Here is a 22,665-nt window from a genome sequence, read left to right as displayed (position 1 = left end):
GCGTGTGGATCCTGGTCGTCGCCGGAGCCGCGACGATCGTGGGCCTCCCGGGCCTCTACCTCGTCATGGCCACCGCTGGGGGAGGCGGGTTCCTGCTCATGACGCTCGTCGAGCAGGTCCTGCGCGTGCGGACCCGCCGCCGGATCGCGGGAGGCGCCCGTGCCTGACGTCGAGCTCGACCCGGTCATCCACGCCCAGTCGCGGCTGCGCGTCGTCGCGACGCTCGCGACGCTCGGTACCGGCGACCAGATCGCGTTCCCCAAGCTCCAGAAGCTCCTCGACATGACCGCGGGCAACCTCTCGACGCACCTGCGCAAGCTCGAGGACGCCGAGTACGTGACCGTCACCAAGACCCACGAAGGTCGCACGCCGACCACCTACATCTGCCTGACCCCTCGCGGGCGCCGCGCCTTCGAGGTCTACACCGAGTCCCTGAGCACGCTCCTGAGAGGAGCCGGATCGTGACCACCGAGCACCCATCGACCGGACGGGAGGCCCCGTCGGCCACCGTCCGTACCGCAGCACGTGGAGGCCCCGCGCCCGACGGCTCCCTCGTCTCCGCGCAGCACGTGACCCGCCGCTTCGGCGAGGTCGTCGCGCTCGACGACGTGACCCTCGAGGTCGGGGCCGGTGAGCTCGTGGGCCTCCTGGGCCCCAACGGCGCCGGGAAGTCGACTCTGCTCTCGCTCGTGAGCGGGCAGCGCAAGCCGGACTCGGGCGTCGTGCGCCTGTTCGGCGGCAACCCGCGCGACGCCTCGTCCCGGCAGGGGCTGGGCCTGACGCCGCAGGAGACCGGGCTGCCCGCGACGCTCAAGGTGCGCGAGGTCGTCGACTTCGTCGGCAAGCACTACGCGAACCCCGTGCCCACGGGCCAGCTGCTCGAGCAGTTCGGGCTGTCGGAGCTCGCGGGACGCCAGACAGGGGCCATGTCCGGCGGGCAGAAGCGGCGGCTCGCGGTCGCGTTGTCGCTCGTCGGGCGGCCTCGCGTCGTGCTGCTCGACGAGCCCACCACGGGTCTCGACGTCGGAGCGCGCCAGGCGCTGTGGGCCGCGATCCGCGAGTACCACGCGGCCGGCGGGACCGTGCTGCTCACGAGCCACTACCTCGAGGAGGTGCAGGCGCTCGCGCAGCGCGTCGTCGTGATCGACCAGGGCGTGGTCAAGGCCGACGACACGCTCGACGCGATCCTGCGTCGTGTCGGGCTGCGTCGTGTCGTCGTGCGCAGCACCGCGGACCTGGGGACCGACCTGCCGGGCGTGGTGCGCTCGGAGCGGACCGCTGACGGTGGGGCCGGGGGGCTCGGTGGGGCCGGTCAGACCGACGGGAGCGGGGTCGAGTCCGGGCCCCGGACCGCCGCGGGCTGGCGCTACGAGCTCTACACGGCCGACGCCGACGAGCTGGTCCGCACGCTCGTGACCTCGGGCCTGCCGTTCCACGGGCTCGAGATCCGGGGCGCGAGCCTCGAGGAGGCGTTCGAGCAGATGGTCGCGAGCGGTCCCGCGGGGACCGCGTCTCCGGGCGGCGGCCCCGGGGCCGACCGGCCGCCGGGCGGGTCGCGCCCGACGGGCAGCGGGTCCGACGGTGCCGACGCGACGACCTCCCGTGGTGGCGCCCGAACCCCGACGGACGTGGCGCCGTCGGGCGCTGCCGACCAGCAGACCTCCGAGGAGGAGAGCGCGCGATGAGCACCCCCGATGCAGTCACCACGACCCCCGGCGTGAGCGGACGCCCGCCCGGCGCCGCGACCCTCACCTGGATCCACCTCAAGTACCAGTTCCTCGAGACCGTGCGCGTGCCCATCGCGGTCCTCGGGAACCTCCTGTTCCCGGCGCTCGCGATGTTCTTCTTCGTCGTGCCGCAGAAGGAGGTCGCGGGCGACCCCGTCGCGGCGACCACGGCCGTCGCGTCGCTCGGGCTGTTCGCGATCTGCTCCGCGAGCCTGTTCACCTACGGGCTGGGCGTCGCGGAGGACCGGGCGCTGCCGTTCGACCCGTTCCTGCGCTCGCTGCCCGCGGGCCCCGCGCCGCGCATGATCGCGCGCATCCTCAACGGCGGGATCTTTTCGCTGTTCGGGCTCGTGCCGCTCATCCTCATCGGGTGGCTCCTGACCGCGGCCTCCGTGACGTGGTCGCAGCTGCTCGCGGGCGTGGGGACCGTGCTGCTCGTGTCGGTGCCGTTCGTGCTGCTGGGCATCGCGATCGGGTACTCGCTCTCGGCCAAGGCTGCGCTGCCCGTGGTGCAGGTCATCCTGTTCCCGCTCGCGTTCGCGGGCGGTCTGTTCCTGCCGCCGTTCCTGTTCCCGCCGTGGCTCGACGCGATCTCGATGGCGACGCCGACGCGTGCCGGTCGCGACCTGCTGGTCCAGGCGCTCACGGGCGAGCCGGCGTATGCGCTCGCGTGGGTCGTGCTGCTGGGGTGGACCGTGGTGTTCGCGGTCCTGGCGGTGTGGGCGTACCGGCGGGACGAGGGGCGCCGGTTCAAGTAGGGCTCCTTGGTGCCGACATGGTGCCGACGTCGTGCCGAGAACGAGGTTGTGGTCGCTGTCGCTTCCTGCTGGAAAGCGACCACAACCTCGTTCTCGGCAGCGCGGAACCTCGTGCTCGGCGGGCACGCCCGCCCGTCCCGCTTCCGTCCGCGGCGATTAATGTGATATCACTTTGATAGATGCGGAGCGCGAGGCGCCGTAGCCCGACGAGAGGAACAGCCATGACCGAGACGACGGCCCCACCGCAGGAGTCCGTGGGCGGCGAGCCGAGCGGCCGACCCGTCGGGCACGACGGCACGCGCGTCGACGTGACCGAGCGCCCCGCCTGGTCGACCGGCGCGGGCGGCGCCCTGGTCGCCCTGATCGTGTTCGCCCTGCTCGCGGTCGGCGCTGTCGTGCTGTTCGCCCAGGGGGAGGGGCCCGCGGTCCTCGGCGGCGTGGTGGTGTCGGTGGTCGCGATCCTGCTCCTGACCGGGCTCGGGGTCGTCAACCCCGGCCAGACGCTCGTGGTCCAGCTCTTCGGTCGTTACCTCGGCACGATCCGCCGCACGGGCCTCGTCTTCACGGTCCCCCTCACGACCCACAAGCGGGTCTCGGTGCGCGTGCGCAACTTCGAGACGAGCGAGCTCAAGGTCAACGACGCCGACGGCAACCCCATCAACATCGCCGCGATCGTCGTCTGGCAGGTCGCCGACACCGCGAAGGCCACGTTCGCCGTCCAGGACTACGAGGACTTCGTCCGCGTCCAGTCCGAGTCCGCGCTGCGCCACGTCGCGATGTCCCACCCGTACGACCAGGCCGACGAGGGCGAGGAGAGCCTGCGCGGCGCGACCGAGCTCGTGTCGGCCGAGATCGCGCAGGAGGTCGCGGCGCGTGTCGTCATCGCGGGCATCGAGGTCGTCGAGGCCCGCATCTCCAACCTCGCGTACGCCCCGGAGATCGCGCAGGCCATGCTCCAGCGCCAGCAGGCCGGCGCGATCATCGCGGCCCGGTCGAGGATCGTCGAGGGGGCCGTGTCGATGGTCGAGGACGCGCTCCAGCGCCTCGAGGCCGAGTCGATCGTCACGCTCGACGACGAGCGCCGCGCCGCCATGGTGTCGAACCTCCTCGTCGTGCTGTGCAGCGACAGCCGCGCGACCCCCGTCGTCAACGCCGGGTCGCTCTACTCGTGACGCCGGAGGTCCCGGCGCCCGCTCCCGGCGGGTCGCCGGGGGCGGGAGAGCCGGGGCCCGACGGCGGAGCAGGCGCCGGGTATGAGGGTGCGCCGGGTGCGGGGGTGCCCGACGGCGGAGCGGACGTCGGGCATGAGGGTGCGCCGGGTGCGGGGGTGCCCGACGGCGGAGCGGACGTCGGGCGTGAGGGGGCGCCACGGAGGCCCCGGGCCGAGCGGAAGCAGGTCCTGCTGCGCCTCGACCCGGCGGTCCACGACGCGCTCGCGCGCTGGGCGTCGGACGAGCTGCGGAGCGTCAACGCACAGATCGACATGGTGCTGAGGCGGGCCCTCGACGCCGAGGGGCGGATGCCGCGCGACGTGCGCCCGCCACGCCGTCCGGGGCGGCCGCCCGCAGAGTGACCGACTCGTGCTGCGACGCCCCGAGGTGCCGAGCATGCGGTTGTCGTCCGACGAGCATGCGGTTGCTGTCGAGAATCGGCCGGGATCGAACGACAACCGCATGCTCGGCGGGTGAGTCGGGGCGTTCGGGGTCCGGAGTCGTGAGACTCGACGTCGGGGGCTGAGCAGGTCGCCCCTCTGTGCCGAGCACGAGGTTGCGGTCGTCTATCCACAGGTTGACGACTGCAACCTCGTTCTCGACTGCGCGGAACCTCGTTCTCGACTGCGCGGAACCTCGTTCTCGACTGCGCGGAACCTCGAGCTCGACAGGACGAGCGACCCCGACCGGGCGGGGCCCGAACCTCCTCCGTCCGGCGAGCGCCCGTCCACCGAGTGCTGTCGTGTCTCGGTCCTCCGAGCGCCGTCACGCTCCACCCGATCACACTGTTCGGCTCGCCCGAGCAGGCACGCTCCGGTGCCGACCGATGGGCAGTCCTCCCCGTTGAGCCGGGGGTCCCCGGCCGTTACTGTTCCGAGGCGGTGGTCGTCGGACCACCACGACGAGAGGTGGACCCGTGGCGTGGTGGGAGGACGAGAAGCCGAGCCTGGCCGACCAGCTCGCGGACTCGAGCAGACCGACGAGGTCGGCCTCGCGCTACACGACCGACCATTCCCGCAGCTGGGGGAGCCTGCCGCTGTGGCTGCTGCTCGGGACCGCGATCACGGTCGTGGGCGGCGCCGTCCTCTGGTCCTCGCAGTCGGCCGTGACGGTCTGTCTCGGCGTGACGGTGCTGGCGCTCGGGCTGTTCTACCTGAGCCAGTACGGGGTCCTGGCGTTCTACGCGCTGCAGGTCGGTCGGCTGCGTGACCGGCGCACCGCGGCGGCGCTCGCGCACGAGTCGGTGCCGGCCCTGACCGACGACGACGTCCGCCAGTTCCACGTCCCCGTCCGCCCCTCGTTCGCAGGGCCGGCGCGGCTGGGCCTCCTGGACCCCGGGGAGGGTCCGACGCCCCCGGCGATGCGCGTCGCCCGGATCGTCGGAGGCTCCTGCACCGCGGTCTTCATGGTGGGAGCGGTCGCGACGATCGTGGCGGGCTGGGCCTCGCGGTCCTGACCGGCACGCCCGAGCTCTCTCCCGGTGCCGAGAACGAGGTTGCGGTCGCTATCCGGTGGATAACGACCGCAACCCCGTTCTCGACTGCGCGGAACCTCGTGCTCGGCACCGACCGGGGCGCGGAACCTCGTGCTCGGCACCCGGCACCCGGCACCCGGCACCCGGCAGACGCCCGACGCCCCGTAGACCTCAGCACGAGCACCCCAGCAGAACCCCGCCCCCGCGCAGGGCCCCGCGCTCAGCCCGCCGAGCGCAGCCGCAGCGAGTTCCCGACGACGAGCACCGAGCTCATGGCCATCGCCGCGCCCGCGATCATCGGGTTGAGCAGGCCGGCCGCCGCGAGCGGGATCGCCGCCACGTTGTAGGCGAACGCCCAGAACAGGTTCTGCTTGATGATGCGCAGGGTCCGGCGCGAGAGCCGGATCGCCGTCGCGGTCGAGCGCAGGTCGCCCCGGACGAGCGTGATGTCGCTCGCCTCGATCGCGACGTCGGTGCCCGTGCCCATGGCCAGGCCCAGGTCCGCCCCGGCGAGGGCTGCGGCGTCGTTCACGCCGTCCCCGACCATCGCGACGACCCGGCCCTCGGCGCGCAGCCGCGCGACGACGTCGACCTTGTCCTGCGGCAGGACCTGCGCGATCACGTCCTCCTCCGCGATGCCGACCTGCCGCGCGGCGACCCGCGCCGCGCCGGCGTTGTCGCCCGTGAGGAGGATCGGCCGCAGGCCCAGCTCGCGGAGCTCGGCCACGGCCTGGGCCGAGGTCTCCTTGACGGGGTCGCGCAGGACGAGGACGCCCTGGGCCGTGCCGTTCCAGGCGACGACGACGGCGGTCGCGCCCGTGGACTCGGCCTCGTCGAACGCCCGGCGCAGGTCGGTCCCTGCGGCGTCGGGGCGAGCGTCGTCCCCGGGGTTCGCCGGCTCCGCCGCCTCGAACGCGATGCCCTGCTCGGCGAGCCACGACGGGCGACCCACCATGACCCGCTGCGCGTTGAGCGCCCCGGCGGGGGACAGGCCCGAGTGCGCGGTGCGGACCAGGCCGCTGACCCCGCCACCGGGCGAGCTCACGAAGTCGAAGACCTGCGCGGAGCCGATCACGACTCCGTCGGCGCCGGTACCGCCAGCGGCCGCGGACGACGACCGGTCGGGGGAAGCCGCGAGAGCCGCTGTTCCGGCCTGGCCCGCACCGGTACCGCCAGCACCTGCCGGCACCTCACGAGCAGCAGCCGACCCGGCTCCCGCGACCTGCGCCGCAGCGGCCGCGACGGCCTGCGCGATCGGGTGCTCGCTCAGCCCTTCCACCGCGCCGGCGAGGCGCAGGGCGTGGTGAGCGGCGCCGTCGGGCCCCTCGCTCGGTGAGCCGGCAGCAGCCCGCGCCGCCTCCGACCCCAGGTCGAGCGAGCCCTCGCGCGTGACCACGCGCTCGAGCGCCATGCGGCCCTGCGTCACGGTGCCGGTCTTGTCGAGCACGATCGTGTCGACGCGGCGCGTGGACTCGAGGACCTCGGGTCCCTTGATGAGGATGCCGAGCTGCGCGCCCCGGCCCGTCCCGACGAGCAGGGCGGTCGGCGTCGCGAGCCCCAGCGCGCACGGGCACGCGATGATCAGCACGGCCACGGCCGCCGTGAAGGCGAACTGCGTGCTCGCCCCCGCGAGCAGCCACCCGCCGAGGGTGAGCACGGCCAGGACCAGCACGATCGGCACGAACACGGCCGAGATGCGGTCCGCGAGGCGCTGCACGGGAGCCTTGCCCGTCTGCGCCTGGCTCACGAGGCGCCCGATCTGGGCGAGCGTCGTCTCCTCGCCCACGCGCGTCGCGCGGACGAGCAGGTGGCCCGAGGTGTTGACGGTCGCGCCCGTGACGTCGTCGCCCGGCGTCACGTCGACGGGCACGGGCTCGCCCGTCAGGAGCGAGGTGTCGACGGCGGAGCTGCCCTCGACCACGACGCCGTCGGTCGCGACCTTCTCGCCCGGGCGGACCGTGAACAGGTCGCCCTCGCGCAGGGCCGAGACGGGCACGCGCTCGGTCACGCGCCGGCCGTCGGGGCCGGTCGTGACGCGCTCGGCGTCCTTGGCGCCCATCGCGAGGAGCGAGCGCAGCGCGTCGCCGGCCTTGCGGCGCGAGCGGTGCTCGGACCAGCGGCCCGCGAGGAGGAACGTCGTGACGACGGCGGCGACCTCGAAGTAGAGCTCGGGCATCGCTGCGTGCTCGCGCGAGGGCAGCAGCGAGACCGACATGCGCATGCCGATCTCGCCCGCACCGCCGAGCAGGAGCGCCCACAGCGACCACAGGGTCGCGGCGATCACGCCGATCGACACGAGCGTGTCCATGGTCGACGCGCCGTGGCGGGCCGCGCGGAAGGCCGCGGTGTGGAAGGGCCACGCGCCCCACGTCACGACCGGCAGGGCCAGCGCCGTGACGACCCACTGCCACCCCGGGAACTGGAGCGCCGGGATCATCGACAGCGCGACGACCGGGAGCGTGAGGACCGCGGCGACCTTGAGGCGGCGGCCGAGGTCGGCGCCACGGTCGCGCGTGGGGGCCGAGGTGTCGGTCGACGGGGGCGTCGTGGGGGCCGGGGTCACCGTCCGGGGCGCGGCCGTGGTCGTCGTCGGGGTCCCGCCGGCGGGAGCGGTCCCCGAGGTGCCGACGGCCGTCGACGTCGCGCCGCTCACCGCGCCGCTCACCGCGCCGCTCACCGCGCCGCTCACCGCGGCGGGCGCTGTGACCGTCGCCGTGACCGGCGCCGCGACGGGCGACGCGGCCGCCGCCTTCGCGGCGACCGCGGGCGCGGCCGCCCGGCGGCCCGTGACCCGCGCCTGGTAGCCGGCCTTCTCGACGGCCGCGACGAGCTCGGCGTCGGTCACGCCGTCGGGCAGCACGACGTGCGCGCTCTCGAGCGGCAGGTTCACGGTGGCCTCGACGCCGTCGACGCGGTTGAGCCGCTTCTCGACGCGTGCGACGCACGACGCGCACGTCATGCCCTCGATCGCGAGGTCGACCTCGACGAACGTGGGGCCGGCGGTCAGGCCGGTGGGGGTGGTCATGGGTGCTCCTCGAGAGTCCGGTGGTGCGTCCGGCGGGTTGCGCCGGGTGGGGTCTCCGCAGCGGTCCGCTGTGCGCGGGCGGGGGCGGTGGGCGCACGCCGGGGTGGGGGTGCGCGGCGCGGGCGGCCTGGGTCAGCGGCGGGAGGGGCGCGGCTGAGGTGTCGGCAAGCGGCCTGCGGGTGGAGCGGTGCCCGACGACGGAGCGTGGGCCGGGAGTCCGGCCGGTGCTCCGTCGTCGGACGGGTCGTCGGAGGCGTCAGGCCTTCGGGACCTGGAGGTCGTACGTCTTCTCGGCCGGGGTGGCGTCCGCCGCGGAGTCCGTGCCGCAGCCGCAGCCGCAGTTGTGCGCCTTGCGGTCCGCCGCCTGCTCGGCCGACTGCGCGGCCTGGGCGTTCAGCTGGACCTCGTAGCTGGCGACCTCGTAGCCGGCCTCGTCCACGGCCTCGCGCAGCGCGGCCTCGTCGAGCGGCTCGTCGGAGAACACGGTGACCTCGGAGGCCCCGCCGACGTTCAGGTCGACGCTGATGTTCTCGACGCCGGCGACCGCGCCGACGTCCTTGGTGACGTGCGAGACGCAGTTGCCACAGGTCATGCCGGTGACGCCGAGGGTGGTGACGGTGCTCATGGGTGCTCCTTGGGAGGGGTGGGTTGTCAGCTGCGGACGAGGCGTGCGATGGCCTCGGACGCCTCGCGGACCTTGGCGGCGCCCTCGGCCTCGGAGGACCGGGCGGCGTCGACGACGCAGTGGCCGAGGTGGTCCTCGACGAGTCCGATGGACACCGCCTGGAGGGCCTTGGTCACTGCGGAGACCTGGGTGAGGATGTCGATGCAGTAGACGTCCTCGTCGATCATGCGGGCGATCCCGCGGACCTGCCCCTCGATGCGGCGCATGCGCTTGAGGTAGGCCTCCTTGTCGGAGGCGTACCCGTGCGGGCCGGTGTGGGCAGGGGCAGCGCCCGGCTCGACCGGGTGCTGGGTGGTCGTGTCGCTCATGCTGGGCCTCCGTGATCGCTCGCTCGGATACCCCTGTGGGGTACCGCTCTTCAAAGATACCCCTGAGGGGTATCAGGTTGTCAAGGGGTCGAAGGTCCCTCCGGGCCACGGACCCGCCTCTCTCCCCGCTCGCCCGGCCCGCTCGCTGCGACGAATGCGCCGTTCGCCACGACACGGGGCCGTTTCGGGTGTTCGATGAGAACCGAACAGCCCGCACGGACGGTGCTCCAGCGTTCCTGGCGGGACTCGACCCGACGTCAGGAGCCCACCATGACAACGCAGGACCCGATCCTCACCGCCTTCTCCTCCGCCGCCAAGCAGGTCTGGTACTGGCCCGTGATCCGCGGCGTGATCGCGATCCTCTTCGGCATCGTCGCGCTCGCGTGGCCGGAGATCACGGCCGTCGTCTTCATCTGGATCGTCGCCATCTTCACGCTCGTCGACGGGCTGTTCGAGATCGTCGAGGGCATCCGGCGCCGGGGGACCGGCGGCACCGCCGCGCTCGTCACGGTGGGGCTCGTGAGCGTCGCGGTCGGCGTCGTGCTGCTCGTGTGGCCCGGCAAGACCGCCGAGGTCCTGGTGTGGATCGTCGGTCTGTGGGCCGTGGTCCTCGGGATCTTCCAGGCGATCGCGAGCATCGAGCTGCGCAAGGTCCCCGGCAGCGGCTGGGGCTGGGGAGTCTTCGCGGGCCTGCTGTCGCTCGTGTTCGGTCTGCTCGTGCTCTTCAACGTCGGCGCGGGCGTCGTGTCGATCGTCTGGATCCTCGCGATCGTGGCCCTCGTGTGGGGCGTCTCGCTCATCGCGTTCGGCTTCCAGATCCGCAGCCTCGGGAAGAAGGCCGGCCAGATCAGCTACTGACCGGCCCCCGTCGGTCGGGCACGGAGGAAGGTGCCCGACGGCGCCGCTCACCCGCCAGGACACCTCACCCCGCGCCCGGGCAGGGCGTGCAGGGCTCAGGCCGTGGCTCGCGCCGCGGCCTTCGCTCCGTCCGGGAGCGCTGCGAGGATGCGCTCGACCGCGGCGTCGTCGTGCGCCGACGACACGAACCACGCCTCGAAGACCGACGGCGGCAGGTTGACCCCGGCGTCGAGCATCGCGTGGAAGAACGCCTTGTAGCGGAACGCCTCCTGCGCCTGCGCCTGGGCGTAGTTGCGGACCCCGGCCGAGGCCGCGAAGTCGCCGAACATGATCGAGAACAGGTTGCCCGAGCGCTGCAGGCGGTGCGCGACGCCCTCGGCGGCCAGCGCCGCGCTCGCGGCGTCACCCACGACCTGGGCGACGTGGTCGACGCGCGCGTAGACGGCGTCGTCGGCCAGGCGCAGCGTCGCGAGGCCCGCCGCGACCGCGACCGGGTTCCCCGAGAGCGTGCCCGCCTGGTAGACCGGGCCGAGCGGCGCGAGCTGGTCCATGATCGACGCCGGTCCGCCCAGCGCGGCGACGGGCATGCCGCCGCCGACGACCTTGCCGAACGTGAAGAGGTCGGGCGTGTACTCGGGGACGGCGCCCGAGGCCGCGCCCGATTCCAGGCCCCACCAGCCGCTCGGGCCCACCCGGAAGCCCGTGAGGACCTCGTCGAGGATCAGCAGCGCGCCGTGCGCGGACGTGATGCGGCGCAGTCCCTCGTTGAAACCGGGCGCGGGAGGCACGATCCCCATGTTCGCCGGAGCGGCCTCCGTGATGACTGCGGCGATCTCCGAGCCGCGCTCGGTGAACGCGCGCTCGACGGCCTCGAGGTCGTTGTAGGGCAGCACGAGGGTCTCGGCCGCGCTGGCCTCGGTCACGCCGGCCGAGCCGGGCAGCGCGAGCGTCGCGACGCCCGAGCCGGCCTCGGCGAGCAACGAGTCGACGTGCCCGTGGTAGCAGCCTGCGAACTTGACGACCAGGTTGCGGCCCGTGAAGCCGCGCGCGAGGCGCACCGCGGTCATGGTCGCCTCGGTGCCCGTCGAGACCAGGCGCACGCGCTCGGCGGCGGGCACCCGGCGGCGGACCTCCTCCGCGAGGTCGACCTCGCCCAGCGTCGGGGCGCCGAACGACAGGCCGCGTGCCGCGGCGTCCTGCACGGCCGCGACGACCGCGGGGTGCGCGTGGCCCAGGAGCGCGGGGCCCCACGAGCACACGAGGTCGACGTACTCGCGGCCCGCGACGTCCGTGACGTACGCGCCGCGCGCGCTCGCGATGAAGCGCGGGTCGCCGCCGACCGAGCCGTAGGCCCGCACGGGCGAGTTCACGCCGCCGGGGATCGCGCCCTGGGCGCGCACGAACGCCTCGTGGTTGTCGTGGAGGGTGGTCGCGTGCGCCGGAGAGCCGGCCGGGTGGATCGTCATCGGTGTCACCGAATCCATTCTGCGATCTCGAGGGCCCAGTAGGTCAGGATGATGTCGGCGCCCGCCCGCTTGATGCCGAGCACGGACTCCAGGACGGCGCCGCGCCGGTCGATCCAGCCGTTCGCGGCCGCCGCCTCGATCATCGCGTACTCGCCCGAGACCTGGTAGGCGGCGACGGGGACGTCGCTGCGTTCGGCCACGGCCGCGAGCACGTCGAGGTACGAGCCTGCGGGCTTGACCATGACCATGTCGGCGCCCTCGGCCAGGTCGAGGTCGGCCTCGCGCAGGCCCTCGCGGAAGTTCGCGGAGTCCATCTGGTAGGTGCGGCGGTCGCCCTGGAGCGTCGAGTCGACGGCCTCGCGGAACGGCCCGTAGAACGCGCTCGCGTACTTGGCGCTGTACGCCAGGATGCTCACGTCCGTGTGCCCGGCGTCGTCGAGGGCCTCGCGGATCACGGCCACCTGGCCGTCCATCATGCCCGACGGCGCCACGACCTCCGCGCCGGCCTCGGCCTGGGTCAGGGCCATCGAGGCGTAGCGGACCAGGGTCTCGTCGTTGTCGACGACCAGGTCGCCGTCCGGGCCGGCCGTCAGGACCCCGCAGTGGCCGTGGTCGGTGAACTCGTCGAGGCACAGGTCGGCCATGACGACGGGGCCCGGCCGGCCTGTGCCCGCGGTGGCGTCCCGGGCCGCGTCGCGCGCGATGCGGATCGCCCGGTTGAGGATCCCGTCGGGGGCGTCGGCCTGCGAGCCTGTCGCGTCGCGGTGCTCGGGGATGCCGAACAGCATGACGCCGCCGACCCCGGCCGCGGCGGCCTGGGCGACGGCCTCGGCGAGGCTCGCCTCGGTGTGCTGCACGATCCCCGGCATGGAGCCGAGGGGCTTGGGCTCGGTCAGGCCCTCCTTGATGAACAGGGGGAGCACGAGGTCGGCGGCGTGCAGCCGGGTCTCGGCGACGAGCCGGCGCATCTGCGGGGTCGAGCGCAGGCGGCGGGGACGGATCACGGGAGGTTCCTGCCTTCTGTGGGGGAGGGGGAGTCGGAGTCGAGCAGGGGAGCGGGGGGAGTGTCGCGGGGCCGTGCGGACGGGTCGGCAGCGACGCGGAGCACCGCTGCGGCCAGCGCCTCGTCGGTCGCCCTGTCGGCCACGGCGTCGACCCGCAGCCCGACCGCGTGCGCGGCCTCCGCCGTCGGCTCCCCGATCGCGACGCCCGCGACGCGCGGGTCCGCGCCGAGTTGGGCCGCGACCTCGCGCGCCACGCTGCCCGACGTCAGCACGACCACGTCGACCGCACCCGCCCGCCACGCCTCGACGACCTCAGGAGAGAGCGCGTGCGACACCGTCCGGTAGGCGGTCACGACCTGGACGTCCCAGGCGCGCTCGCGCAGGCCGTCGGCCATGGTGGGCTTCGCGAGGTCGCCCTGCGGCACGAGCACGCGGCCCCTCGCACCGGTGGGCCCCTCGTCCGAGGCGGACCGGACGTCCGCCCCGCGTGCGTCCGGCAGCCGGTCGAACGCCGCGAGCAGACCGCGCGCCGAGTTCACGGTCGCCTCGAGGTCCACCTGGACCCCCGCGGCCTCGAGCGCGCGTCGTGTCGCGGGCCCGACCGCAGCCCACCGCGTGCCAGGTCCCGCGGTGCCGGCGGTGCCGGCGGCCCCGTCACGACCCGACACCTCGGCGAGGGACCGTCCGCGGCGCGCGGCGCTCGCGGTCAGCTCGTCGATCGCGTTGACGCTCGTCACCACGACCCAGGCGAAGGCCCCGCGCGCGAGGTCCGCGACGGCGGCGTCCATGGCCGCGGTGTCCTCGATGGGTGCGCGTTCGATCGCGGGGCTCACGAGCACGGTCGCGCCCTGCGTGCGCAGCCGCACCGCGAGGGGCTCGGCCCGCTCGGGCGAGCGCGGCACCAGGACGGTGGTCCCCGTCAGCGGTCCGGCGGCGCCGGAGTGCTGCGGCGACGACTGCACCGGCGGCAGCTCGCGCCCGCGCTGGGGGTCGCGCAGCCTGCCTGGCATCAGCGCTGCTCCGGGTTCACGGGGGCGTCGGTGCCGCCGACCGTGAGCTCGTCGGCAGCGTCGGTGGGTGCGGTGCCGGGGGCCCAGAGCGCCGACGCCTCGGCACCGGGGAGCGAGCCGCCGCCGGGACCGGTCGCACGCAGGGGCGCGAGCTCGGCGGCCCCTCCGGCCAGCAGGGCGTCCGCGACCTCGACGCCCAGGGCGCGGGCGAGCGCGTCCGACGCGTCGTCGGCGCCGGCCGTCCGGGGAGCACCGGCCCCGCCGGCGGTGTGGCCGCCGCCGACGACCGCGGGCAGCGCGACCCGGGCCGAGTGCGTGAGGACCTGCCCGCCGTCGAGCCGGGCCACGACCGCGGAGAGGCGGAGCTGGTCGTCCTCGACCACCGCGTGAGCGCCGACGGGGGCCGCGCACCCGGCCTCGAGCCGGGCGAGCAGCGCACGCTCGGCGAGGACCGCGAGGCGGGTCGGGAGGTGGTCGAGGCCCGCGACGACCTCGGCGAGGTCGAGGGGCTGGCGTGTGCCGCCGTCGGGCAGGAGGTCGAACGAGGACAGGGGCGAGAGGTCGGCGGTGCGGACCTCGACGCCCAGTGCGCCCTGCCCGGGCGCCGGGGCCATGACGCGCACGTCGATGACCTCGGAGACCGCGTCGAGGCGGCCCAGGCGCGAGAGCCCCGCGTACGCGAGGACGACCGCGTCGAGGTCCGCGTCGGGGCCGAGGGCGCGCGCGAGGCGCGTGTCGACGTTGCCGCGGATGTCGAGCACGTCGAGGTCGGGGCGGACCGCGAGGAGCTGGGCCGCCCGTCGCGGCGACCCGGTGCCGACCCTGGCGCCGCGCGGCAGGGTCTCGAGCGTCCAGCCGTTCCGGGCGCACAGGACGTCGCGCGGGTTCTCGCGCTCGGGGGTCACGAGGGTCAGCCCCTCGGCAGCGCCGGTCGGCAGGTCCTTGAGGGAGTGGACGGCGACGTCGCAGCGGCCGTCGAGCAGCGCCTCGCGCAGCGCGGTCACGAACACCCCGGTGCCGCCCATGGAGGCGAGCGATCCCGAGCGGACGTCGCCCTCGGTGCGGATGCGCACGATCTCGACCGGGTGCCCGGTCAGCTGCTCGATGCGTCGTGCGACGAGTCCCGTCTGGGTCGTCGCGAGGGCGCTGCCACGGGTTCCGACACGAATGCTCACGCTCCTAGTCTCCTCTGCGCGGCGGCATTGTCGAAATGCGTGCGAATGCGTTCGGCGCGACATTCTGCGGAAAGGCGGCGCGAGTGACATCGACCTGACAGGAGGTCAGAACGAGAAGACGAATTGTCAGGACGTTCGGCGAAGGAATGCAGTCGGCATCACGTGCCGTGCAATTCCCGGAGATCAGAGCTGCTCGGCGCAGTCCTGCGCGTGCCCGACGATCGCCGCGAGCCCCGTGCCCGCGATCCAGCCACCCGTGACCCCGAGCCCGTCGACGTGCGAGACCCGCTCGACGAACGCCGCGACCTCGCGCCGGTACACGGGCGTGGGCGGGGGGAGGGACCCGTTCCAGCGCGTCGACAGGTGCTCGCGCACCTTGCCGTCGAGGTCGACCCCGAGCAGCACCGAGGCGTCGCGCACGACCTGGTTCACGGTCGGTTCGACCGTCTCGCCGATGCGCCCGTAGCTCAGTCGCACCACGTGGTTCCCCGGCCCGACGGCGCCCGCCACCCGGGCAGCCAGCCACGGCCACTTCGCGGTCGAGTGGGTCAGGGCCTTGGCCTGGACCGGGTCGTGCGCGCCTGCCCGGTGGTTCTCGTCGCGCGTCGACCACGTGCGGGGCTTCGGCGCGACCAGCAGGCCGCTGCCCCGCGGGGCGGCGTCGAGCTCGGGGGCCTCGACCAGGAGCGTCACGAGACGGATGTCGGCACCGGGCTCGGGGTCCGGCACCGGGTCGGCCGTGCGGCCCGCGAGCGGGGACACCAGGTCCACGACCGCGGGGGTCGTGACCAGGAGCCGCGGGGCCCGGAAGGTCGTGGGGCCGCCGGGGCCCTCGGCCTGGACGCTCCACCCCTGGTCGCCGTCGCGGTCCAGCCCGACCACCTCGTGGCGCACGAGCAGCACCCCGGCCGGGCCCGCGCTCCCGGCGGGAGAAGCGGCGTCGGGCGCGTCGTCCGTGACCGCGAGCGTGAGCTCCTCGACGAGGCGGTGCATGCCGCCCTCGATGCCGCGGACCGCCGAGCCCGCCGGCGCCTGGGCGCGCAGAGCCGCGACCGCACGGGTCAGCGAGCCCTCGCGGGCGTAGGCCTCGCGCAGGCCCGGGGCCACGGCGTCGACGTCGAGCCGTTCGAGCGGTGCCGAGTGGACGCCCGCGGCGACCGGGGCGACGAGGCGCTCCGCGACGCGCCGGCCCACGCGCGAACGGGTGAACGTCTCGAGGTTCTCCTCGTCGACCCATCGCCGCGGCTTGATGCGGTCCATGCCCGCGCGCAGCGCGCCCGGCCAGCCGACCGCGCGGCGCACGTCGGCTGCGAACGGGTGGGCCGGGATGCCCATGATCCCCGCCTTCGGCAGCGGGAACGCACGGCTCGCGGCGTAGCCCCACGCGCTGATCGGGGCAGGCTCGACGACCGTCAGGCCCAGGGCGGACACCAGGTCGCCCACGGCCGACCCGCGCGCCGCGAAGGACTCGGCGCCCACGTCGACCGACAGTCCCGTCGAGCCCAGCTTGTCGCCGTGCACCGGCCCGCCCGGGCGGTCGGCCGCCTCCAGGACGAGGACCCGCAGGCCTCGGCGGCGCAGCGTGCGCGCGGCGGTCAGGCCGGCCACGCCGGCGCCGACGACGACAGCGTCGAACGTGGTGGGGGAGTTGCCGGTCGATCCATCAGCAGCGGGGTGCACACGTCCAGTGTGCCCCCGCCGCGAGGGTGTGTCAGACCAGGCGTCGCACCGGGGTCACGCCTGGTCCGACACGTTCCGGACGGAATGGACGAGCTCGACGACCCGGGTCAGGACCGTCGGGTCGGTCTCGGGCGGCACGCCGTGCCCGAGGTTCACCACGTGGCCCGGCGCAGCGCTCCCACGGCGCAGGACGTCGAGGACGTGCGCCTCGAGCACGGGCCACGGCGCGGCCAGCAGGGCCGGGTCGATGTTGCCCTGGACCGGCACGTACCCCCCGAGGGTCGCCGCGGCCTCGTCGAGCGGCGTGCGGTAGTCCACGCCCACGGTCGGGTGCGTCACTCCCGCCTCGGTGAGCGAGTCGCGCATGGCCCCCAGCAGGTGCCCGGTGCCCGTCCCGAAGTGGATCGCCGGGACGCCCAGGTCGCTGACCTGCGACAGGGCGACCGTGCTGCCCGGCTTGGCGCCCGCGAGGTAGTCCTCGAGCGACAGGCTGCCGGCCCACGAGTCGAACAGCTGGGCCGCGCTGGCCCCGGCCAGGACCTGTGCGCGCAGGAACGCGCCCGTGATCTGCGCGGTCCACGCCGTCAGGCGGGCCCACGACTCGGGGTCCGCGTGCATGAGCGTGCGCGCCGCGAGGTGGTCGCGCGACGGGCGCCCCTCGACCAGGTACGCCGCGAGCGTGAACGGCGCCCCCGCGAAGCCGATGAGGGGCGTCGACCCGAGTGCCGCGACCGTGAGCGCGACGGCCTCCGTCACGGGCGCGAGCGACTCCGGGGTGAGCTCGTGCTCGACGAGGCGAGCGACGTCGTCGGGCGTCCGGTACGCCTGCCCCATGACCGGGCCGACGCCCGGCACGATGTCCACGTCGACCCCCGCGAGCTTGAGCGGGATGACGATGTCCGAGAAGAAGATGCCCGCGTCCACGCCGTGGCGGCGGACCGGCTGGAGCGTGATCTCGCTCGCCAGGTCCGGGCGCAGGCACGAGTCGAGCATCCCGACGCCCTGGCGCAGCTCGCGGTACTCGGGCAGGGACCGGCCGGCCTGCCGCATGAACCACACGGGTGTGGTTTCCGGGCGGTCGCCGCGCAAAGCGCGCACGAGGGGCGAATTCGTCGTCCGGCCGTCGACGAGAGGGTGGTTGTCTGAAAGCGCGGTGAACGTCACAAGAACCGATTCTGCCGTGCGCGCAGAGGAATGATTCAATCGGAGCACTGTGGTTCTCCTGTCGATGACTGCAAGTCACCACGAGCTGGACATGTCCACCCTCGAGCTCCTCTCCACCGGAGCCGCGTCGGTCGGACGGGCAGCCGTCGAGACCTGCGAAGCGATCACCGGTGCCGTCGTCGTCGCGACGTGCAACCGGTTCGAGGTGTACCTGGACGTCGACTCGCCCGTGGACGGGCGGGGCGTGCAGCACGCGTCGCACGAGGTCGCGCGGCTCGTCGCCGCAGCGTCGGGAGTCTCCGAGGACGTCGCCGTGGGTGCGTTCTCGACCCGTACCGGGCCCGACGTCGCCGCTCACCTCTTCGAGGTCGCCGCGGGCCTGGACTCCATGGTCGTGGGCGAGCGCGAGATCGCCGGTCAGGTCAAGCGCGCGCTCGAGGAAGCACGCGAGGGCGGCGCGACGTCGTCCACGCTCGAGCTCCTGTTCCAGACCGCGTCCCGGACCTCCAAGCGGATCAGCAACGAGACGACGCTCGGTGGCAACGGCCGGTCGGTCGTGTCCCTGGGGCTCGACCTCGCGAGCGCCGAGCTCCCGCCGTGGCGCCAGGTCCGGACCGTGCTCATCGGCACGGGCTCGTACGCCGGTGCGTCGCTCGCAGCGCTGCGGGCGCGGGGCTGCGAGGACGTGCGCGTGTACTCGGGGTCGGGGCGTGCCGAGCAGTTCGCGGCCGACCGCGGCGCGGTCGCCGTGACGGACCTCGTGACGGCTCTCGAGGACGCGGACCTCGTGGTCTCGTGCAGCGGGGCACGGGGGCGGGTGCTGGCCGGTGGCGCTCCGAGGGTGACCGAGCCGGGTGCCGGAGGAGACCAGGTGCCCGCCGAGGGGGACGAGCTCCCTGCCGACCGTGACGCGCTCCTGGGCGGCGGCGACGCGCTGGGCCACGTGCTCGACGCCGCGGCCGTCGTCCGCGCCCGGTCGCGCGCCGCGGAGGCCGCGGGCGACGAGGCCCCGCACCGGCCCATGGTGGTCCTCGACCTGGCGCTGCACCGTGACGTCGACCCGCGCGTCGCGGACCTCGACGGTGTCCTGCTCTACGACCTGGCCTCCCTCAAGGCGCACTCACCCGCGCTGGGGTCCCTCGTCGTCGGTCAGGCGCGGCGGATCGTGGACCGTGCGACGCAGGACTTCGAGGAGACGCGCCTGGGGCGGGCGGCCGACACGGCCGTCGTCGAGCTGCTCGACGACGCCGACCGACGGATCGCCGCCGAGGTCGCCGAGCGCGTGGCCGGACGCCGGGCCGCGGGGACCGAGGTCGACGAGGCCGAGGCCGAGGCGCTCACCCGCTCGGTCCGTCGTCGTGTGCACGCCGACCTGCACGACGCGATCGTGGCGGCTCGGGCGTCGGCGCTCGCGGTGGCTCAGGCCGAGGCCGAGGCCGTGGTGGCCGATGCCGAGGCGGCTCTGCGCGGCGCCGGGACGAGCGGGTCCGACGTCGAGGTGTGCGCGGGGCGCTGAGCCCCTACTCGGTGTGCCGAGCACGAGGTTGCGGTCGTTCTCGGGCGGTTCTCGACCGCAACCCCGTGCTCGACTGATCGCAACCCCGTGCTCGACCGAGGGAAGTGCCCCGTCAGGCCGCGAGCACGCCCGCGTCGACCAGGTGCTCCAGGACGATCCGGCCCGCGGGCGGGACGCGGTGGGCCTCGCTCCCCGTGACCCACGTGAGCTCACCGACCTCGGCGCGCGGGGCAGGCTCGGGCGACCCCGGCAGCGGTTCGGCGTAGAAGCAGTGCATCCGCACGAGCCGCCCGTCGAGCCCGTGACCGGGCGCCTCGGCGACGAGTCCCGAGCGGACCGTCGCCGGGTCGAGCAGGACGCCGAGCTCCTCCTCGATCTCGCGGACCAGCGCCTCGGTGTCGCTCTCGCCGGGATCGAGCTTGCCGCCCGGCATGAAGAACAGCTCGTTGTCGCGGCTGCGGACGACCAGCAGCCGCCCGTCGCGGACGTGGATCCAGCCGACGGTCTTCAGGGGGGTCGTGGGGGTGTCGAGGGAGGTCACGGTCGACATCCTTCCACCCGGTGCGTCGCCGTCGGCGGCCGGTCGCGACGCCGTCGTCCGGAGGCCGAGACCCAGGTCGCCGGGAACCCGCCGATAGTTCCGTTTCAGAACGAAAGTCGATACTGTGCCGATCGCGGACGGGCCCCACGGTGCCCGCCCGCGACGACGACAGGTCACGCGCGGCACCGCCCGCCCGATCGGACGGAGAGCTCGATGGGATTCATCAAGGCCTTTGCTGGTGCCCTCGGAGGCACGCTCGCGGACCAGTGGAAGGACTTCCTCGCGCCACCCACGAACCTCGCGCCGACCGCAGCGCTCTTCCCGGCGGTCGCGCAGGGACAGAACGCTGGTCGTGGCTCCAACACCAAGGGCTCGGCGAACATCATCACCAACGGGAGCCGGTTCGTCGTCCCCGAGGGGTACGGGCTCCTCACGTTCCAGGACGGCGCGCTCACGGGTTTCGTAGCCGAGCCGGGCGGGTACCTGTTCACGTCCGACGACCAGAACTCCCAGTCGATCTTCGCCGACAACGGCTTCCTGAGCCCGTTGGTCAAGACCACGTGGGAGCGGTTCAAGTTCGGCGGTCAGCCCGGGTCCCAGCAGCTCGGCTTCTACGTGAACCTCAAGGAGCTGCCGAACAACCGGTTCGGCACCCAGTCGGAGATCTACTGGGACGACGCCTACCTCGGCGCCCAGGTCGGGGCCGTGACTCGCGGCACCTACACGCTGCGCATCGTCGACCCCATCCTGTTCGTCAAGCAGTTCGTGCCGCTGACCTACCTCGGTGCGAGCGCGAAGGTCTTCGACTTCTCCGACCTCGACAACGACGCCGCGAGCCAGCTCTTCACCGAGGTCGTCGGATCGCTCGCGGCCGCCTTCTCGAGCTACACCAACGACGCGGACAAGGGGAACCGGATCACCCGGATCCAGAGCGACTCGGTCGGGTTCGCGCAGTCGTTGGCGGGCGCGGTCGAGGAGGGCTACCAGTGGACGTCCTACCGCGGCCTGTCGATCGTCAAGGTCGCGCTCGCCGCGATCGAGTACGACGAGGACACCAGGGCGCTGCTGAGCGACGTCAAGAAGGCCGACGCGCTCGCCGGCGCTCGGGGCAACTCGTTCCTCCAGCAGGCTGCCGCGCGCGGCATCCAGGCCGCAGGGGAGAACCCGGGCGGTGCGGGGGGCGGTGCGAACATGGCGATCCTCGGCATGGGGATGAACGCTGCGGGCGGCGCGATGGCCGGGCTCCAGCAGCCCGTCGTCCCGCTCCAGCAGGTTCCCGCGCAGGCTGCGCCGGTCGCCACCGCTGCGCCCGTCGCCGCGCCGGCGGCCGAGGACCCGGTCGCGAAGCTCACGCAGCTCAAGGCCATGCTCGACCAGGGGCTCATCACGCAGGCGGACTACGACGCCGCCAAGGCCAAGGTCCTCGGGTTCTGAGGGACCGGCGATGACCGTCCACGAGCCCGAGGCGGCCGTTCCGCCGTCGGCCCCGCAGCCTGCCGTCCTACCTACCGAGGCTCAGCCGTCCGCCGGCCCCCGGCCGGACGGGCCGGCGGTCGTCCGTACGGACGCCGGCGCCAGCGACGGCCTGGTCAAGTGCTCGCGGTGCGGGGCGACCGAGATCTCGCTCAACGTCGCGACGGGGAACCTGCGGTGCGGGTTCTGCCGCTACGAGTGGGCGAGCGCGGGGACCATCGCCGACCTCGGCCTCGACGGCGACATCGGCGCGCTGCGTGGGGTCGTCGTCGGGTCCGGCACCGCCGCGATCGTCCCGGGGACCGACGAGGTCCTCACGTTCCGGTGCTCGGCGTGCGGCGCGGACGTCGTCGTCGACACCGCGCACGGCACCCAGGCGCGCTGCCACTGGTGCCGCAACACGTTGTCGGTCAACCAGCAGGTGCCCAACGGTGCGGTGCCCGACGTCGTGCTGCCGTTCCGCCTGCCCAAGGACGAGGCGATCACGCGCATCCGGGAGTTCGTCGGCAAGCGTCGCTTCTACGCCCACCCGACGTTCCGGGCCGAGTTCGTCCCGGAGAGCGTCGTCGGGGTCTACATGCCGTACCTCGTCGCGGACCTCAACACGAAGGCCCGGTTGTCGGGCCAGGGTGAGCGCCTCGTGCGGTCCTACACCGTCAAGGTCAGGGGCGCGGACGGCGAGGAGCGCGACGAGCGGCGCTACGACGCGGACGTCTACGACGTCGTGCGCGAGTTCGACCTGCACGTCGACGACCTGACGATCGAGTCCTCGGCGGACCGGCGCGACCACGGGGCGAGCGCTCGGACGAACAACATCATCAACACGATCCTCCCGTTCGACGTCGAGAACGCGGTGCGCTACGACTCCAACTACCTCTCGGGATTCACCGCGGAGCGGCGCGACACCGACATCGACGACGTGCGCGAGCCCGCGTTCGCGCAGGCCAAGGAGATCGCCCGGTTCCGGGCGCTCGACATGATCGGGGCCTACGACCGTGGGCTTCGCTGGGACCACCAGCAGCTCGAGGTCGTGGGCCAGCGCTGGGTCGCCGCCTACCTGCCGGTGTGGCTGTACTCGTACCACGAGGTCCGCAAGAACGGGAGCTCGCTCCTGCACTACGTCGCGGTCAACGGGCGGACGGGCGAGACCATGGGATCCGTCCCGGTCAACCGCCGACGCCTGTTCGCGGTGTCGCTCGTCGTCGAGGCCGTCGCGGCCGTGGCGGCCCTCCTCGTCATGATCGGGACCTGATGCACGTGCTCGCCCTGGACGCGCTCACCGTGGCCGCCGAGTCCTCGTCCGGTGAGGAGGGGGCGCTGAAGCTCGTCGTCGTCGGTCTGCTGCTGCTCGCCGGGCCGCTCTTCTACTGGCTGACCTGGCGTCGGTACCGCAACGCCGGCGAGCGTCACGACCACCGGAGGGACACCCGGTCCGAGGTGCGCGACGTGCGCGCGTCGGACGTCCACGTGCGTCGGCTGATCGGCCGGACGAACAGCAGGATGTCGGGCGCGAACCACCGGTCGTAGGGCCGCCGGCGCCGCGCACGGCGTCGACGCCCCGAGCACCTCACCCCCGACGGCCTCAGCAGG

General features: G+C 73.9%; 22 protein-coding genes. 12 read left to right on the top strand and 10 right to left on the bottom strand.

What is annotated here, in order from left to right; translation table 11 throughout:
- Positions 1 to 2 precede the first annotated feature (2 nt).
- From H9641_RS15160 to H9641_RS15130, 7 genes are all read left to right on the top strand, one after another.
- A complete protein-coding gene (locus H9641_RS15160; protein WP_191805212.1) occupies positions 3 to 167 on the top strand; it encodes a hypothetical protein in 165 nt (54 codons plus the stop codon).
- Complete coding sequence (locus H9641_RS15155) at positions 160 to 465, top strand: transcriptional regulator (RefSeq protein WP_191805210.1); 306 nt, start codon at positions 160 to 162, stop codon at positions 463 to 465. The genes H9641_RS15160 and H9641_RS15155 overlap by 8 nt, the downstream gene beginning before the upstream one ends.
- Positions 462 to 1,685 carry an ABC transporter ATP-binding protein gene (locus H9641_RS15150; RefSeq protein ID WP_404821954.1) on the top strand — a complete coding sequence of 408 codons (1,224 nt, stop codon included), beginning with the start codon at positions 462 to 464 and terminating at the stop codon, positions 1,683 to 1,685. The genes H9641_RS15155 and H9641_RS15150 overlap by 4 nt, the downstream gene beginning before the upstream one ends.
- On the top strand, positions 1,682 to 2,485 hold the full coding sequence (locus tag H9641_RS15145; RefSeq protein WP_191805208.1) for an ABC transporter permease: 804 nt from the start codon (positions 1,682 to 1,684) through the stop codon (positions 2,483 to 2,485). The genes H9641_RS15150 and H9641_RS15145 overlap by 4 nt, the downstream gene beginning before the upstream one ends.
- A gap of 221 nt (positions 2,486 to 2,706) precedes the next feature.
- The gene (locus H9641_RS15140; protein WP_191805206.1) at positions 2,707 to 3,657 is read left to right on the top strand and encodes an SPFH domain-containing protein; all 951 of its coding nucleotides are present in this window, start codon (positions 2,707 to 2,709) and stop codon (positions 3,655 to 3,657) included.
- Positions 3,654 to 4,058, top strand: a complete 405-nt coding sequence (locus H9641_RS20265) for a hypothetical protein (protein WP_225220551.1) — start codon at positions 3,654 to 3,656, stop codon at positions 4,056 to 4,058. The genes H9641_RS15140 and H9641_RS20265 overlap by 4 nt, the downstream gene beginning before the upstream one ends.
- Positions 4,059 to 4,612: 554 nt before the next feature.
- Positions 4,613 to 5,152, top strand: a complete 540-nt coding sequence (locus H9641_RS15130) for a hypothetical protein (RefSeq protein WP_191805204.1) — start codon at positions 4,613 to 4,615, stop codon at positions 5,150 to 5,152.
- A gap of 238 nt (positions 5,153 to 5,390) precedes the next feature.
- On the opposite strand, the gene H9641_RS15125 is transcribed toward H9641_RS15130, so the two are convergent.
- The 3 genes from H9641_RS15125 to H9641_RS15115 all read right to left on the bottom strand — a co-directional run bounded on the left by H9641_RS15125 (position 5,391) and on the right by H9641_RS15115 (position 9,188).
- Positions 5,391 to 8,195, bottom strand: coding sequence for a heavy metal translocating P-type ATPase (locus tag H9641_RS15125; protein ID WP_191805202.1), 2,805 nt, complete (start codon positions 8,193 to 8,195; stop codon positions 5,391 to 5,393).
- A gap of 256 nt (positions 8,196 to 8,451) precedes the next feature.
- Positions 8,452 to 8,820, bottom strand: coding sequence for a heavy-metal-associated domain-containing protein (locus tag H9641_RS15120; protein WP_191805200.1), 369 nt, complete (start codon positions 8,818 to 8,820; stop codon positions 8,452 to 8,454).
- Between the two features lie 26 nt (positions 8,821 to 8,846).
- On the bottom strand, positions 8,847 to 9,188 hold the full coding sequence (locus tag H9641_RS15115; protein ID WP_191805198.1) for a metal-sensitive transcriptional regulator: 342 nt from the start codon (positions 9,186 to 9,188) through the stop codon (positions 8,847 to 8,849).
- Between the two features lie 270 nt (positions 9,189 to 9,458).
- On the opposite strand from H9641_RS15115, the gene H9641_RS15110 reads away from it, so the two are divergent.
- Positions 9,459 to 10,046, top strand: coding sequence for an HdeD family acid-resistance protein (locus H9641_RS15110; RefSeq protein ID WP_191805196.1), 588 nt, complete (start codon positions 9,459 to 9,461; stop codon positions 10,044 to 10,046).
- 95 nt (positions 10,047 to 10,141) lie between these two features.
- Here the strand turns inward: H9641_RS15110 and hemL are convergent, their stop codons facing one another.
- The 6 genes from hemL to hemE form a co-directional block, all read right to left on the bottom strand.
- The gene (gene hemL, locus H9641_RS15105; protein ID WP_191805244.1) at positions 10,142 to 11,512 is read right to left on the bottom strand and encodes a glutamate-1-semialdehyde 2,1-aminomutase; all 1,371 of its coding nucleotides are present in this window, start codon (positions 11,510 to 11,512) and stop codon (positions 10,142 to 10,144) included.
- A gap of 5 nt (positions 11,513 to 11,517) precedes the next feature.
- Positions 11,518 to 12,480 (bottom strand): porphobilinogen synthase, encoded by a 963-nt coding sequence (gene hemB / locus H9641_RS15100; protein ID WP_404821955.1) that lies wholly within the window; start codon positions 12,478 to 12,480, stop codon positions 11,518 to 11,520.
- A gap of 32 nt (positions 12,481 to 12,512) precedes the next feature.
- Positions 12,513 to 13,526, bottom strand: a complete 1,014-nt coding sequence (locus tag H9641_RS15095) for a uroporphyrinogen-III synthase (protein ID WP_191805192.1) — start codon at positions 13,524 to 13,526, stop codon at positions 12,513 to 12,515.
- A complete protein-coding gene (gene hemC, locus H9641_RS15090) occupies positions 13,526 to 14,701 on the bottom strand; it encodes a hydroxymethylbilane synthase (RefSeq protein WP_191805190.1) in 1,176 nt (391 codons plus the stop codon). Before hemC ends, H9641_RS15095 begins: the two co-directional genes overlap by 1 nt.
- Positions 14,702 to 14,884: 183 nt before the next feature.
- Positions 14,885 to 16,381 carry a protoporphyrinogen/coproporphyrinogen oxidase gene (locus H9641_RS15085; RefSeq protein ID WP_191805189.1) on the bottom strand — a complete coding sequence of 499 codons (1,497 nt, stop codon included), beginning with the start codon at positions 16,379 to 16,381 and terminating at the stop codon, positions 14,885 to 14,887.
- 54 nt (positions 16,382 to 16,435) lie between these two features.
- A complete protein-coding gene (gene hemE / locus H9641_RS15080; protein ID WP_191805187.1) occupies positions 16,436 to 17,545 on the bottom strand; it encodes a uroporphyrinogen decarboxylase in 1,110 nt (369 codons plus the stop codon).
- A gap of 49 nt (positions 17,546 to 17,594) precedes the next feature.
- Here hemE and H9641_RS15075 point away from each other — a divergent pair, with 49 nt between their 5' ends.
- Positions 17,595 to 19,061 (top strand): glutamyl-tRNA reductase, encoded by a 1,467-nt coding sequence (locus H9641_RS15075; RefSeq protein WP_191805185.1) that lies wholly within the window; start codon positions 17,595 to 17,597, stop codon positions 19,059 to 19,061.
- Positions 19,062 to 19,173: 112 nt separating this feature from the next.
- Here the strand turns inward: H9641_RS15075 and H9641_RS15070 are convergent, their stop codons facing one another.
- Complete coding sequence (locus H9641_RS15070) at positions 19,174 to 19,602, bottom strand: NUDIX hydrolase (protein ID WP_191805183.1); 429 nt, start codon at positions 19,600 to 19,602, stop codon at positions 19,174 to 19,176.
- A gap of 213 nt (positions 19,603 to 19,815) precedes the next feature.
- On the opposite strand from H9641_RS15070, the gene H9641_RS15065 reads away from it, so the two are divergent.
- The 3 genes from H9641_RS15065 to H9641_RS15055 are packed head-to-tail and all read left to right on the top strand — an operon-like array spanning position 19,816 to position 22,602.
- On the top strand, positions 19,816 to 21,036 hold the full coding sequence (locus tag H9641_RS15065; RefSeq protein WP_191805181.1) for an SHOCT domain-containing protein: 1,221 nt from the start codon (positions 19,816 to 19,818) through the stop codon (positions 21,034 to 21,036).
- 10 nt (positions 21,037 to 21,046) lie between these two features.
- Positions 21,047 to 22,327, top strand: a complete 1,281-nt coding sequence (locus H9641_RS15060) for a TFIIB-type zinc ribbon-containing protein (protein WP_191805179.1) — start codon at positions 21,047 to 21,049, stop codon at positions 22,325 to 22,327.
- Positions 22,327 to 22,602, top strand: coding sequence for a hypothetical protein (locus H9641_RS15055; protein ID WP_191805177.1), 276 nt, complete (start codon positions 22,327 to 22,329; stop codon positions 22,600 to 22,602). The genes H9641_RS15060 and H9641_RS15055 overlap by 1 nt, the downstream gene beginning before the upstream one ends.
- Positions 22,603 to 22,665: the final 63 nt, after the last annotated feature.

This window comes from Oerskovia merdavium (assembly GCF_014836755.1).
GTDB classification, from domain to species: Bacteria; Actinomycetota; Actinomycetes; order Actinomycetales; family Cellulomonadaceae; genus Oerskovia; species Oerskovia merdavium.
The sequence above is the reverse complement of the archived record's forward strand: the minus strand, read 5'-3'. Positions and strand labels throughout refer to the sequence as shown.

Coding starts and splice junctions, on each gene's coding strand:
- H9641_RS15145 (WP_191805208.1), top strand. CDS start 1,682: ATGAGCACCCCCGATGCAGTCACCACGACCCCCGGCGTGAGCGGACGC.
- H9641_RS15140 (WP_191805206.1), top strand. CDS start 2,707: ATGACCGAGACGACGGCCCCACCGCAGGAGTCCGTGGGCGGCGAGCCG.
- H9641_RS15125 (WP_191805202.1), bottom strand. CDS start 8,195: ATGACCACCCCCACCGGCCTGACCGCCGGCCCCACGTTCGTCGAGGTC.
- H9641_RS15120 (WP_191805200.1), bottom strand. CDS start 8,820: ATGAGCACCGTCACCACCCTCGGCGTCACCGGCATGACCTGTGGCAAC.
- H9641_RS15115 (WP_191805198.1), bottom strand. CDS start 9,188: ATGAGCGACACGACCACCCAGCACCCGGTCGAGCCGGGCGCTGCCCCT.
- H9641_RS15110 (WP_191805196.1), top strand. CDS start 9,459: ATGACAACGCAGGACCCGATCCTCACCGCCTTCTCCTCCGCCGCCAAG.
- hemL (WP_191805244.1), bottom strand. CDS start 11,512: ATGACGATCCACCCGGCCGGCTCTCCGGCGCACGCGACCACCCTCCAC.
- hemB (WP_404821955.1), bottom strand. CDS start 12,480: ATGCGCCGGCTCGTCGCCGAGACCCGGCTGCACGCCGCCGACCTCGTG.
- H9641_RS15095 (WP_191805192.1), bottom strand. CDS start 13,526: ATGCCAGGCAGGCTGCGCGACCCCCAGCGCGGGCGCGAGCTGCCGCCG.
- H9641_RS15065 (WP_191805181.1), top strand. CDS start 19,816: ATGGGATTCATCAAGGCCTTTGCTGGTGCCCTCGGAGGCACGCTCGCG.
- H9641_RS15060 (WP_191805179.1), top strand. CDS start 21,047: ATGACCGTCCACGAGCCCGAGGCGGCCGTTCCGCCGTCGGCCCCGCAG.
- H9641_RS15055 (WP_191805177.1), top strand. CDS start 22,327: ATGCACGTGCTCGCCCTGGACGCGCTCACCGTGGCCGCCGAGTCCTCG.